This window comes from Mycolicibacterium cosmeticum (assembly GCF_000613185.1).
Taxonomy (GTDB): domain Bacteria; phylum Actinomycetota; class Actinomycetes; order Mycobacteriales; family Mycobacteriaceae; genus Mycobacterium; species Mycobacterium cosmeticum.
This window is the reverse complement of the sequence record NZ_CCBB010000003.1, coordinates 875,486-888,244: the sequence shown is the minus strand read 5'-3', so window position 1 is coordinate 888,244 and position 12,759 is coordinate 875,486. Positions and strand designations below refer to the sequence as shown.

The following is a 12,759-nucleotide window of genomic DNA, read 5'->3' as shown; positions in this document are numbered from 1 at the left end:
AGGTAACGCGCACAGTTCGTGACCGAGATGTTGCCCCGCCGTGTGCTGGGGCGGATGACATCATCGTCGGATGTTTCGCGTGCTGTTCTTCTCGCCCCGGATCGCACCCAACACCGGCAACGCCATCCGGATGGTGGCGGCGACGGGGTGCGAACTGCACCTGGTCGAGCCGCTGGGATTCGATCTGTCCGAGCCCAAGTTGCGCCGGGCCGGGCTGGACTACCACGACCTGGCGTCGGTGACGGTGCACGCCGATCTGGCTTCGGCGTGGGCGGCGCTGCTGCCGGCGGCGGTGTACGCGTTCACCGCGCACGCCGACCGGTCGTTCGCCGAGGTGACGTATCAGCCCGGCGATGTGTTGATGTTCGGTCCCGAGCCGACCGGCCTGGACGCCGAGACGCTGGGCGACCGGCACATCACCGGCCGGGTGCGCATCCCGATGCTGGCCGGCCGGCGCTCGTTGAATCTGTCCAACGCCGCGGCGGTGGCGGCCTACGAGGCGTGGCGCCAGCACGGGTTCGCCGGCGCGGTGTGACTCGGTTCGGTTGTCACAGAACACCATCGAGCCAATCGAAGATGACCTGATGAGCCCGGCCCATGGCACCCATGTGGCAGTGTTCGCCCGCGCCTTCCGATTCACGCAGGGTGACCAGGGTGGCCTTGGCGTTCACCAAGGCGTCGGCGACGCGTTGCGGTTCGCCCTTGAAGAACTGATCGTTCTCGGCGTCGAGCACGAGGGTCGGCGCGGTGATCCGGTCGGCGATGCCCGCCAGCGTGTAGCGGGCGAACACCGCCGGTAGCTCGGCCGGGCTGTCGACACCCATCACCCACACGCCGTTGTGCAGCGCCCACCGGAGTTGGGTGTTGGCCGCCATCAGCAGGGTGAGCACCTGATCGGCGGCCCCGGTGTTGCCGTCGGCGATCCACCGGCCGAGGAAGGGCGGCAGCAACCGCGCCACGGCAGAGCCGAAATCGAAGACGCCGTCGTCCAGGATCACCGCCGCGAGCCGGTTCTCGAAGGCCGCCGCGCGGGCCACCAGATAGCCGCCCAGGCTGTAGCCGGACAACGCGATCCGGTCGGCGGCGATCTCGGGACGGGTGAGCGCGAAATCGACGACCGGCGTGATGACGGCCTCCCAGTCGTGCCGGAACACCAGGCGCTGTTCGCGGATCGCGCCGCCCTGACCGGGACCGTCGAAGGCCAGCACGTTGTAGCCGCGGGCCAGGGCCGCGGCGGCGATCGCGAAGTAGGACTCCTCCAACGTCGAGTCGTAGCCGCTGTTGTAGATGACGGTCGGCCGCGGTTGCCCCGAACCGTCGACCAGATAGAGGTAACCGGGCAGCGCGGTGTCCAGGTACGGGATGCTGACCCGCTCGAAGGTGAAGTCGAACAGGTCGATCGCGGCCAGGAAGCTGTCTTGCGCGGCCCGCGACAGCTCGGCCACCTCGGGATCGTGCACCGGGTCTTCCCGGCGGTAGAACTCGGCGGTCCGGTAATAGTTCGAGGCCCGCAGCAGGGCCTCCCGCGCACTGACCACATGGCCGTTGCCGAGCGACTCCCGCCCCAGGGCCTCGACGCGTCGGGCGGTGGCCTTCCACGCGCGGTGCCAGGCCACCTCGTCGCCTTCGGGGATGGCTCGGGCCGTGACCAGGATTTCGCCGAGGTCGGCGCCGCCGTAGTTGGCGAAACCGGCGGCACGCAGGGTTTCGAACGAGAACGACTCGTCGTCGAACAGGAATTTCATCACGCCTCCTAAACGAAACGGAACAGTTACGTCTCGATAATCGCACCGACGTTGACGGAACGCAACCGTTCCGTTTGAGTTACGGTGTGTTCGTGACCACTCCCCCACGCCGCCGCACCTCGGGTGGGCCGGTGCTCCAGGACGAGGTGACCACCGCGATCGAGGAGGCCTACTTCGCCGAACTCGCCGAGACCGGCTACGGCAGGCTGTCCATCGACGCGGTGGCCAAACGCGCCGGCGTCGGCAAGGCGGCGGTGTACCGGCGCTGGCGGTCCAAACTGGACATGACGATGGCACTCGTTCCGAAGACGGCCGTCGCCGCCATCGACGTACCCGACACCGGCACCCTGCGCGGGGACGTGCTGCAGTACCTGCGCACCGCGCGCGACACCCTGTCGCATCCGATGGTCCGCCGCATCGGGCCGGACCTGCTGGCCGAGGCCATCCGCAATCCCGAACTGGCGGCGGTGCTGGCCGAGCACGTCCGCGAACCACGCCGCGTCAAGGCCGCCGAACTGTTCACCCGGGCCATCGAACGCGGGCAGCTGCCGCCCGGCACCGATCCCGACATGGCGTTGGACCTGTTGGCCGGGCCGCTGTACTGGCGGCTGGCCGTGATGCAGCTACCCGTCGACGACGATTACTGCGAAAGCCTCACCGATCGCATCGTGGCCGCCTTGGGCTGACGGTCACCAGGTGTCCCAGTGCGCGAACTGCTCGGCGGGCAGCCGCTTGGCCTTCTTGAAATCGGTGCCCTTGGTGTAGGCGATCGGGAACAGGCCGGCCTGGGAATACTTGTCGAACGGGATGCCCAGGATCTCGGCGGCCTGCTTCTCGCCGTCGCCGAGCAGATGCAGGGTGGTCCAGGCCGAGCCCAGCCCACGGGACCGCAGCGCCAGCATGAAGCTCCACACCGCGGGCAGCAAGGAGCCCCAGAAGGATGCGCTCACCCCGGCCGGCGCGCCGTCGGGGCGACCTTCCAGCACCGGGATCAGCAGCACCGGCGCCTTCTCCATGTTGTCGTTGAGATAGCTCGCCGACGACCGCACGGCGTCGATCTGCTCGTCGCGGACATCACCGAAGGAATCCTTCGCCGACGCCAGGTACGGGGTGGCATTGGTGCGGTAGATATCGGCGATGGCCTTCTTCTTGGCCGGGTCCTCCACGAAAACCCATTGCCAACCTTGCGAATTTGAACCTGTCGGCGCTTGCAATGCCAGATCGAGACATTCCAGCAGCACCTCACGCGACACGGGTTTGTCGAAATCGAGCCGCTTGCGCACCGAGCGGGTGGTGGTCAGAACTTCATCCGCGGACAGGTTCAGTGTCATATCGCGAGACTACATTTTCGGCCATGACCACGAACCTGACGCAGGATGTCACCGACCGCCTCACCTCCGACGACTACGGCTGGCTGACCACCGTCGCCAAATCCGGGCAACCCGTACCCAAACTGGTGTGGTTCTACTTCGACGGCACCGACATCGTCGTCTACACCACCCCGTCGACGGCCAAGGTGCGCCATATCCGCAACCATCCGCAGGTGAGCCTGAACCTGGACTCCGACGGCAACGGCAGTGGCATCATCGCGATCGGCGGCACCGCCCGCATCGATGCCGAGGGCGTGGACGGTCGCGAGGACGCACCGTACTGGGCCAAGTACGAGAAGGCCGCCGCTCAGTTCGGGCTCACCGAGGCGATGGCCGGCTACAGCACCCGCATCAAGATCTCCATCGACAAGGTGTGGACCACCCCGACCGAGGCCTGATACGCGCCGAGCCCCACCCGCTCGCGGGTGGGGCTCGCCGTGGGTGGATCAGCGGTTCTGCAGGATCGCGACCCGGGCCGGCCCGTGGTGGGCGTGCCAGCCGGGCGCCATGGTCGGAGCCGGGTGGGCCTTGACCTCGGGGCTGAAGGAGTGGCTGCCATGGTCGCCGGGGGCCACCTGGGTGGCTGCGCTGGCGGTGCCGGCCAGGCCGAGCGCTCCGGCGCCGATGACGCCGGCGGCGACGACGGGCAGGGCCAGGGTGCGGAAGATCGCGATCATTTCTGTAATCCTTTGTGTGAGTGGGCTTTCGGTTTCTGTTGTCGGCTTGTTTCGCCGTTGAGAAAAGAATGCCCGGATTCACCCGCGGGGTCTGTCCGGTGACCGGTGGATGACGGGGATGAACCGCCTGTCCCCCGATCGGGGGAAGGGACAGCCGTTGACTCGGCGACCATGGCGCAGAAGTGCGAGTAATCAACGCCCTGTAGGACGAGTCAACGCTCACCGGAAATCGCGGGACCGCGACGCCACCCGCAATTGCACCGGGGCCATCCGGTCGGCCACCACCGTGACCGCCCCACTGGCGTTCTGCACGATGCCGCGCACCACCAACGCCGAGGCCGTCTGCGCGAGCTTGCGGTGCCGTGACCACACCCCCGGTGAGCACAGCACATTGACCATGCCGGTTTCGTCCTCCAGGTTCATGAACGTCACGCCCTGCGCCGTCGCCGGACGCTGCCGATGAGTCACCGCCCCCGCCACCAGGATTCGGCTCCCGTCGGGCACCTCGAGCAGCCGGCCCGCGGGAATCACCCCCAGCTCGTCGAAATTCTCCCGCAGGAACTCGGTGGGATAGCGCTCCGGCGAAACCCCGGTGGCCCACACATCGGCCGCGGTGAGCTCGAGTTCGGTCATCCCGGGCAGCGCCGGCACATGCGAGGAGGCCCCCACCCCGGGGAGCCGGTCCGGCCGCTGGGTCGCGGCCGCACCCGCCGCCCACAGCGCTTCGCGGCGGGTGATCCCGAAACAGCCCAGCGCACCGGCCGTCGCCAGCGCCTCGGTCTGCGGCACCGACAGCTGCACCCGCGCGGTCAGGTCCAGCAGGGAGGCAAACGGCCCGTGCGCCGTCCGTTCGTCGACGATCCGCTGGGCCAGCGTGTCACCGATGTGCCGGACCGCACCGAGCCCCAGCCGCACATCCAGCCCCCGGTTCGCACAGGTGGCGTGTACCAGGCTGGCGTTGATATCGGGCCCGTGCACCTGCACCCCGTGCCTGCGGGCGTCGGCGACCAGTGATTGCGGCGAATAGAAGCCCATCGGCTGGGCGCGCAGCAGCGCCGCGCAGAACACCGCGGGATGGTGCAGTTTGAACCAGGACGAGTAGAACACCAGCGAGGCGAAACTCAGCGAATGACTCTCCGGGAAACCGAAATTCGCGAAGGCCTCCATCTTGTCGTAGATGCGGTCGGCGATCGCACCGGTGATACCGTGCTTTTCGCGCATGCCGTCGTAGAACCGGTTGCGCAGCAACCGCATCCGCTCGGTGGACCGTTTGGACCCCATGGCGCGGCGCAATTGGTCGGCCTCGGCGGCGCTGAAGCCGGCACAGTCGACCGCCAGCTGCATCAACTGCTCCTGGAACAGCGGCACCCCCAGCGTCTTGCGCAGCGCCGGTTCCATCGACGGGTGGTCATAGGTGACCTCCTCCTGGCCGTTGCGGCGCCGGATGTAGGGATGCACCGACCCGCCCTGGATGGGGCCCGGACGGATCAGCGCCACCTCGACCACCAGGTCGTAGAACTCACGCGGTTTCAGCCGCGGCAGGGTGGCCATCTGGGCGCGGGACTCCACCTGGAACACCCCGACCGAATCGGCGCGCTGCAACATCTCGTACACCGCGGGCTCGGACAGGTCCAGTTGCGCCAGGTCGACGGCGATGCCCTTGTGTTCGGCCAGCAGGTCGATGGCATAGTGCAGCGCCGAGAGCATGCCGAGACCCAGCATGTCGAACTTCACCAGACCTATTGCCGCGCAGTCATCTTTATCCCACTGCAGCACACTGCGGTTCTCCATCCTGGCCCATTCCACCGGGCAGACGTCGGCGATCGGCCGGTCGCAGATCACCATGCCGCCGGAATGGATGCCCATGTGCCGGGGCAGGTTGGTGATCTGGGTGGCCAGGTCGACCACCTGCTCGGGGATGTCCTCCACGTCGGGCGAATCGGCCAATCCGTTCCACCGGCTGATCTGCTTGCTCCATGCGTCCTGCTGGCCCTGCGAGAAGCCCAGCGCACGCGCCATGTCCCGGACCGCGCTGCGGCCGCGGTAGGTGATGACGTTGGCGACCTGGGCGGCATAGTCCCGCCCGTAGCGGTCGTAGACATACTGGATGGCCTTCTCGCGCAGGTCCGATTCGATGTCGATGTCGATATCGGGTGGGCCGTCGCGCACCGGGGACAGGAACCGTTCGAACAACAACTCGTTGCGGACCGGGTCGACGTTGGTGACCTTGAGCGCGTAACAGACCGCCGAGTTGGCCGCCGACCCCCGGCCCTGACACAGGATGTTGTTCTCCCGGCAGAACCGGGTGATGTCGTGCACCACCAGGAAGTAGCCCGGGAAGTTCAGCTGCTCGATGATCCGCAGCTCGTGTTCGATCTGCGCGTATGCCTTGGGGGCGTGTGCCGGTGGCCCGTACCGTTCGGCGGCGCCGGCCTCGACGAGGTGGCGCAGCCAACTGTTCTCGGTGTGCCCGGGCGGGACGTCGAAGGGCGGCAACTGGGGCGCGATGAGACTCAACCCGAAGGCGCACTGCTCGCCGAGATCGGCTGCGGCGGTGACGGCGTCGTCGCCGAACAGCCTGGCCATCTCCTCCCCCGAACGCAGATGTGCGCCACCCAGCGGGGCCAGCCAGCCTTCCGCGGTATCCAGCGAGTTGCGGGCCCGGATGGCCGCCATCGCCATGGCCAGCCGGCCCCGGGACGGTTCGGCGAAATGCGCGCCGGTGGTGGCCACCACGCCCACCCCGAACCGGGGTGCCAGCTCGGCCAGTGCGGCATTGCGTTCGTGATCGCACGGTTGGCCGTGCTGGGTCAGTTCGATGCTGACCCGGTCGCTGCCGAACCGGTCCACCAGATCGGCCAGCGCCCGGGCCGCGGCATCCGGACCACCTTCCGAGAGCGCTTGGCGGACATGGCCTTTGCGACACCCGGTGAGGATGTGCCAATGGCCGCCCGCGGCCTCGGTGAGCGCGTCGAAGTCGTAGCGCGGTTTGCCCTTCTCCCCGCCGGCCAGATGCGCCGCGGCCAGCGTCCGGGACAGCCGCCGGTAACCCTCGGTGCCCCGGGCCAATACCAGCAGATGCGGGCCGGGCGGGTCGGGGTCCTCGGTGCGGGGCACGTTACCCAGCGACAGTTCGGCCCCGAACACGGTGGCCACGTCCAGTTCGCGGGCCGCCTCGGCGAACCGCACCACGCCGTAGAGCCCGTCGTGGTCGGTCAGCGCGATGGCGCGCAGATCCAGCCGGGCCGCCTCCTCGACGAGTTCCTCCGGCGTGCTGGCCCCGTCGAGGAAGCTGTACGCGGAGTGCGCGTGCAACTCGGCGTACGGGACGCGGGAACCGTTGCGTTCGATGCCCGCAGGCCGGTACGGGGCACGCTTGCGCGACCAGGCCGGACTGTCCCCGCCGTCCGCGGGCGGCGGCTCGATACGGCGGTCCCGGCCGGTCAGTACCCGCTCCATCTCCGACCAGGTCGGCGGTCCGTTATGCCAGCCCACCCCGTTCAGGCTAATCGAACACGCGTTCGAACGCTAGTCGAAGACGATCACGGCACGACCCACGATGTCGCCGCGTGCCAGCGCCGCCAGATTGTCGTTCACGTCGTCGAGGGTGACCGGGGTGACGGTGTGTTTGATCAGGCCCGCGGCCGCCAGGGCCAGCACCTCGGACAGATCGTCGTAGTTGCCCCAGAACGAGCCGAAGTACGATTTCTCGCCGTTGGTGAACGGCAGCAGTGGCAGCACCACCTTCTGCCCCATCAGGCCGACGGACGTCAGGGCGCCCTCCCTGGCCAGGATCTGGGCGCCCAGTGCCAGCGATTCTTCGGCGGCGGCGCAGTCGAGTACCGCGTCGGCTTCCCGCCGACCGGTCAGTTGTTCCAGCTCGTCGCCGACCTGCTCGGCCGTCTTGCCTCGGGTGTTGACGGCGTGATGCGCGCCGTTCTCCGTTGCCAGAGCCAGCTTTTCGGCGCTTCTCGCAAAAGCCACCACGGTGGCACCGCCGCCGAGCAACCGGGCGTACTGCACCCCGTAACTGCCCAGGCCGCCGATGCCGTTCACCACCACCGTGCGGCCGGCGCCGAGCTTGCCCGCGGCGCGCAACTTCTTCATGCCGCGGTACGGCGTGAGCCCCGCGTCGGTCAGGGGTGCCAGCGTCTCGGGCCGCGGGTCCAGCGTGTCGGGCACCTTGATGACGTGCCGATACGGGACGGGCATGTACTCGGCGAATCCGCCCGGCGGGCCGAACCCGGCCATCTGGCCGTTTCCGCAGATCTGCTCGTTGCCCTCCCGACATTGCCGGCAGGTCCCGTCGCCCCAGTTCGGGTTCACCACCACGAGATCGCCCTCCGACAGTCCGGCGGTGCCCGGGACTTCGCCCCCTATCGCCGCGATCCGGCCGGCGACCTCATGGCCCGGCGTGATCGGGGCGGCCAGCGGAGCGCCCTGCGTGAAATAACCTTCGATGAGCTGACAGTCGCTGCGGCACATACCCGTGGCCGCGACCTTCACCAGGACATCGGTTGCGCCGATGTCGGGCACGGGGATCTCTTCGATCCGCAACGGCTCGTGGTATCCGTACATCCGGGCGGCGCGCATCAGCATCGGGTCTCCTCGTGGCGTTCACGGTCGTGCCCTCAGCCAACCGCAGGCCCGGAGCGTCCGGGTGCCGCATTTCGGCCCGAATGGTGCCCATTCCGACGATGTTTCGAGCGCGAGGCATATCCCACCCGGACGATCAGAGGCCGGCCAGCAGCTGTTCCCGCCGACCGGGAGGCAGCTCGATCAACGCGGATGTCAGCCGGCGAACATCGGGGTTGCGGGACAGCTCGATCCAATCCAGCTCTTCTTCGAGTCGCCGGCGGTAAGCCTCGTCCCGCCCGGTGAAGTAATCGCTTCGGATACCGAAGAATTCGGCGATCAGCTCCATCGTCTCCCGGGACGGGTTCTCCCGCCGCCCCGAGCGCAACTGGGAGAGATACGGCGCCGACAACTCCATGCCGCGGCATTCGACGGCGCGCACCAACTCGCTGCTGGCATACGGGCCGCGACCGGGCGGGTAGATCGTGTCGAACAGCCTGTTCAGCCGGGCCGCGAAGCTGTCCGCGGCCACCCCCCGCCCGTCATCGCGCAGCTTCCCCCGCGCCCTCATGTCGATCATCGCTTCACCCCGCTCGACCGCTGCCTCAACACTTCCCCTGACCACGGATTACCGATGAAAGTTTGCCGCACGTGCGACATATTATTAGTATGACACATCAGTCACGTAATTAGCCATCTCGGCCGCGTCGACCGGACATCACGCGGTGGCACGCCACAGCAGTACCCCGAGCAGGAGAATTGAGCGTCCGATGAGTCACGAACCCCACCCCCGCGTACGGGCCTCGGCCGATCCCCTGCCCCGTTCTCGCCGATCATCATGCACATTGAACGGCTATATCGAGATTTGCCGCCCGGAGCGGGCACAGCGACGGGAAATCTCGTGAGGATCGTCGGTAACCAGCTGCTGTGCGACACCGCCATCACCCCTGACGGATGCATCGTCACCATCGAAGATGTCGGCTGTAACGGGACGCCCGCGGCCTATGTCCGCCAGGATGGCGCGCTCACACCCGGGACACCGGTGCATGCGCTGTGGGTGCACACCATGGGTGCGCACGAATGCGACACCGTCGGCCGCCGAGTCCGCGTGCAGGTGCTGGCCGGATCCCGCGCGAGCGGTGCCGGCGACCTCGTATTCGACGGGTACCTGACCGTCGCCAGCGGTGTCATCGCCATCGGGGACGCGCGTGATCCGGACCGCAAGCTGCTGTTCGGCCGGCCCGGTCGCATCCACGTCCGCATCTTCGTCACCGACAAGGTCGAGGTCGTGCGCTTCACCGATCCCCCTGGGGAGTACCCCGTCTCCGGCCCCAGCGACGTCACGGTGCTGCTGCCCGACGATTCGGGCTTCACCAGGGCGATCGGCAACACCACCATCGGTTGGCGGCAGCGGATACTGCTGCGCCATAAGCGAACTCACTGATACGACGATCAATTACAGCCCCGAACCCGGTGGCCGGTACACCGGCCACGAAAGCCGCGCTGATCAAAGCGGAGGAGGGTGATGTCCCTGACGGGCACCGACTTACGCGATGCTGACGACGACACCCTCTGCACTGCGGCCATGATCGGTGATCGAGAGGCATTCGACGCCATCGTCAACCGCTATGGGCCCATCTTGTACCGGTACTCGCGACGGCTGCTGGCGTCCGAAGCCGATATCGCCGACGTCGTCCAGGACACCTTCGTCGCGGCGTGGCGCCAGATCGGTGGCTTCCGCCGCACCTCCACCCTGCGGACCTGGCTATTCGCCATCTGCTATCGCAAAATCGCGGACACGCATCGACTCAAACATGCCAGGCCGGTCGAGGATTGGGTGCTCGAACCATTGGCGAGTTCGGACACGGCGGCCGACCCCTTCACCGCAGCCTCGAATACGGAGTTCCTCGCGGCCCTGGAGTCCGCGCTCGCCGAGTTACCGATCCGTCAGCGCGCCGTGTGGATGATGCGGGAAATCGAACTACTGACGTTCCCGGAGATCGGTGAGGTGCTCTCGCTGAGCCCCGATGCGGCGCGGGGACATCATCTACGCGCCACCAAGACATTACGGGTGCTGTTGACGAGGTGGCAGTGATGCAGTCAGATTCGCTCTTGCAGCGCGCGGCCTCGTATCTGCGCACCGCACCCGAACCCGGGTGGGAGGCGATCAGCGCACAAGTCCGCGCGGCCGTGCATGCCGCGGCGCGCACCGGATGGCCCATCCGCGCATCCGGTGACGCCGCCCGCGGTCTGCTCTACATCAGCGATGGCGCACTGCGCGGCCTGCTGGCTCACGAACTTCGACGCAGGTTCGTCTGCCAGCCCACCCGGATCGCCTTCACCGTGGAGGGTGCGCTTCTGCGAGCCGTCGACATCGATATCACCGGCAGCTACGGGACCCGGCTACCCGACCTCGGCGACGATGTCCGCCGAGCCGTCGTCGACACCGTCCACCGCGTGCTGGACATCCTCGACGACACCGGGCGGCCAGCGACGGCATCGATCGACGTCACCATCACCGATATCGTCGACGGCGATCCGCTGCACTGAACCCGGTCCGGGATCGGTCACCGCGGCTTCTCCTCGCGATCCTGGCTTCGCGGGACGACGACGATCGGCACCTCGACGACGCGCAGGATCTTGGCCGCCGTCGATCCGAGGAACAACCTGCGCGGGGCGGCCAGCCGGCTGGACCCGACCATGATGAGGTCACCGTCACGCCATGCCAGCTTGTTCACCGCGTCCTCTACCGTCGCGCCGTCGGTCACCGCCGCCGTCACCGGGAAGCCCTGCGGCAACGACTCTTTCGCCGCCTCCAGCATCCGCCGGGCATGGGTGAGCGCATGTTCGCGCACGGCGTCCGGATCGCTGCGCAGCACACCGAACACCGGGTCCAGCGCCACCAGCGACACCAACCGCAGCGGGGTGCCCGCGGCCCGGCTGGCCGCCACCGCGGTTTCCAGCAACAGGTCGGCCCCGGTGCGCTCCCCTATCGCACAGGTCACCTCCCGCACCCGGTCCACCTCGGAGAGCCGAATCCCCCTGGGCGCCACGGCCACAGGAACCGGTGCCGAATGCAGCAACTCGTTGACCACCGAGCCCAGGGAGAAACTGCCGGCCAACCCGCCGCCGGCGCCGCCCACCACGATGCCCGCCGCATCCAGCCGGACCGCCGCACCGATCAGCCCGCCGGCGAACGAATCGCTGAAACTCACGTGCGGGGTGACCACCACGCCGGCCGGCACGGTGGCCCGGGCGTCGTCCAGCCATTCCCTGGCCTGGCCGGCCAGCATCTGTTGGTAACCACCGGTGTTCACCAGGGTGGGCAACGGACGATCCGGCGGCAGCACGATGCACAGTTCGATCTCGGCGCCCAGTGTCCTGGCCAGCCGGACGCCGAGCGCCAGAGCATCCGCTCCACCGGGAGTGGCCAGATATCCGACAACGAGTCTCATTGCGCCATCTTGTCAATGCGGCGGGACGGACACCGGCGCTTCACGATTTCTCCGGTTCAGGCGGAGAATTCCGCGGCCCCGTCGTCGAGGACCACCCGTGCGCCCGAACCGTCCGGTGCGGCCGCCTCGGTGCGAAACACCGCGCGCCCCTGACCGGTACGCCAGATGGCGGTCGTCAACGTCTCGCCGGGAAACACCGGGGAGCTGAACCGCGCGGCGACGGCATGAACCTTGGTCGCGTCACCGCCGCCGAGTTCGGCCACCAGCGCGCGGCCCGCGACCCCATAGGAGCACAACCCGTGCAGGATCGGCTTGGGGAACCCGGCCAGCGTCTGCGCGAACCACGGGTCGCTGTGCAACGGGTTGCGATCGCCGGACAGCCGGTACAGCAGCGCTTGGTCCTCGCGGGTCGGCAGCGCCACCGTGGCGTCGGGGGCGCGGTCGGGAAACTCGGGGGCGGGTGGGCGCTGGCCGGGCTGCCCACCGAAGCCGCCCTCGCCGCGGATCACCACGGTGGTCAGTGTTTCCACCACGACCGCGCCGCTGTCCGGGTCGGCGCCGTAGCCCTTGAGCATCACCACGGCGTTCTTGCCTTCACCCTTGTCCTGGATGTCGGCGACCTCGGAGTGCACCCGCAACCGGCCGGCCGGTGCCAGCGGCTGGTGCAACCGGATCTCCTGCGAGCCGTGCAACAGCATGCCGAAGTTGAAGGTGCCGATCAGCAGGGCGGCCGCGAACGGCGAGCAGGCGATCACGGCGAACGTGGGCAGCACCTGCTGGTCGATGTCGTGGCTGTTCTCGGTGGTGAACGCCAGATCGTCGACGCCGGCACCCACGCCGAGCGCGTACAGCAGCGTCTCGCGGTCGGTCCAGGTGAAGTCCTGGGGTTCGGTCTTGGCGCCGACGGCGCCCGGATCGATCGGCATACGGGGCTCCC

Annotated in this window: 14 protein-coding genes; 6 read left to right on the top strand and 8 right to left on the bottom strand. The window is 68.1% G+C overall.

The window, feature by feature from the left end:
- The first annotated feature begins 70 nt into the window (after window positions 1-70).
- Window positions 71-535 (top strand): tRNA (cytidine(34)-2'-O)-methyltransferase, encoded by a 465-nt coding sequence (locus BN977_RS23425; protein ID WP_036401883.1) that lies wholly within the window; start codon window positions 71-73, stop codon window positions 533-535.
- 13 nt (window positions 536-548) lie between these two features.
- Here BN977_RS23425 and BN977_RS23420 read toward each other — a convergent pair whose 3' ends face one another.
- Window positions 549-1,745, bottom strand: a complete 1,197-nt coding sequence (locus tag BN977_RS23420; RefSeq protein WP_036401880.1) for an alpha/beta hydrolase family protein — start codon at window positions 1,743-1,745, stop codon at window positions 549-551.
- A gap of 92 nt (window positions 1,746-1,837) precedes the next feature.
- On the opposite strand from BN977_RS23420, the gene BN977_RS23415 reads away from it, so the two are divergent.
- Window positions 1,838-2,431: a TetR/AcrR family transcriptional regulator gene (locus tag BN977_RS23415; RefSeq protein ID WP_036404258.1), complete on the top strand. Its 594-nt coding sequence runs from the start codon at window positions 1,838-1,840 to the stop codon at window positions 2,429-2,431.
- Between the two features lie 3 nt (window positions 2,432-2,434).
- Here BN977_RS23415 and BN977_RS23410 read toward each other — a convergent pair whose 3' ends face one another.
- A complete protein-coding gene (locus BN977_RS23410; RefSeq protein ID WP_024452775.1) occupies window positions 2,435-3,076 on the bottom strand; it encodes a nitroreductase family protein in 642 nt (213 codons plus the stop codon).
- Between the two features lie 23 nt (window positions 3,077-3,099).
- Here BN977_RS23410 and BN977_RS23405 point away from each other — a divergent pair, with 23 nt between their 5' ends.
- The gene (locus tag BN977_RS23405) at window positions 3,100-3,513 is read left to right on the top strand and encodes a TIGR03667 family PPOX class F420-dependent oxidoreductase (protein ID WP_036401876.1); all 414 of its coding nucleotides are present in this window, start codon (window positions 3,100-3,102) and stop codon (window positions 3,511-3,513) included.
- A gap of 48 nt (window positions 3,514-3,561) precedes the next feature.
- On the opposite strand, the gene BN977_RS23400 is transcribed toward BN977_RS23405, so the two are convergent.
- The 4 genes from BN977_RS23400 to BN977_RS23385 all read right to left on the bottom strand — a co-directional run bounded on the left by BN977_RS23400 (window position 3,562) and on the right by BN977_RS23385 (window position 8,947).
- Window positions 3,562-3,792 carry a hypothetical protein gene (locus tag BN977_RS23400; protein ID WP_036401873.1) on the bottom strand — a complete coding sequence of 77 codons (231 nt, stop codon included), beginning with the start codon at window positions 3,790-3,792 and terminating at the stop codon, window positions 3,562-3,564.
- Between the two features lie 219 nt (window positions 3,793-4,011).
- Complete coding sequence (locus BN977_RS23395) at window positions 4,012-7,287, bottom strand: error-prone DNA polymerase (protein WP_036401870.1); 3,276 nt, start codon at window positions 7,285-7,287, stop codon at window positions 4,012-4,014.
- Window positions 7,288-7,320: 33 nt separating this feature from the next.
- Window positions 7,321-8,391: an NAD(P)-dependent alcohol dehydrogenase gene (locus BN977_RS23390; RefSeq protein ID WP_084172659.1), complete on the bottom strand. Its 1,071-nt coding sequence runs from the start codon at window positions 8,389-8,391 to the stop codon at window positions 7,321-7,323.
- 133 nt (window positions 8,392-8,524) lie between these two features.
- Window positions 8,525-8,947, bottom strand: coding sequence for a hypothetical protein (locus BN977_RS23385; protein WP_109790274.1), 423 nt, complete (start codon window positions 8,945-8,947; stop codon window positions 8,525-8,527).
- Window positions 8,948-9,268: 321 nt separating this feature from the next.
- Here BN977_RS23385 and BN977_RS23380 point away from each other — a divergent pair, with 321 nt between their 5' ends.
- From BN977_RS23380 to BN977_RS23370, 3 genes are all read left to right on the top strand, one after another.
- Complete coding sequence (locus tag BN977_RS23380) at window positions 9,269-9,811, top strand: hypothetical protein (RefSeq protein WP_036401868.1); 543 nt, start codon at window positions 9,269-9,271, stop codon at window positions 9,809-9,811.
- Between the two features lie 141 nt (window positions 9,812-9,952).
- Window positions 9,953-10,462, top strand: coding sequence for an RNA polymerase sigma factor (locus tag BN977_RS23375; protein ID WP_227456260.1), 510 nt, complete (start codon window positions 9,953-9,955; stop codon window positions 10,460-10,462).
- Window positions 10,462-10,917 (top strand): Asp23/Gls24 family envelope stress response protein, encoded by a 456-nt coding sequence (locus BN977_RS23370; protein WP_084172658.1) that lies wholly within the window; start codon window positions 10,462-10,464, stop codon window positions 10,915-10,917. The genes BN977_RS23375 and BN977_RS23370 overlap by 1 nt, the downstream gene beginning before the upstream one ends.
- Before the next feature lie 17 nt (window positions 10,918-10,934).
- Here the strand turns inward: BN977_RS23370 and BN977_RS23365 are convergent, their stop codons facing one another.
- Together BN977_RS23365 and BN977_RS23360 are read right to left on the bottom strand one after the other, a co-directional pair.
- Complete coding sequence (locus BN977_RS23365; RefSeq protein ID WP_036401859.1) at window positions 10,935-11,822, bottom strand: universal stress protein; 888 nt, start codon at window positions 11,820-11,822, stop codon at window positions 10,935-10,937.
- Between the two features lie 56 nt (window positions 11,823-11,878).
- Window positions 11,879-12,748 (bottom strand): MaoC family dehydratase, encoded by an 870-nt coding sequence (locus BN977_RS23360; RefSeq protein WP_036401857.1) that lies wholly within the window; start codon window positions 12,746-12,748, stop codon window positions 11,879-11,881.
- Between the last annotated feature and the right edge of the window lie 11 nt (window positions 12,749-12,759).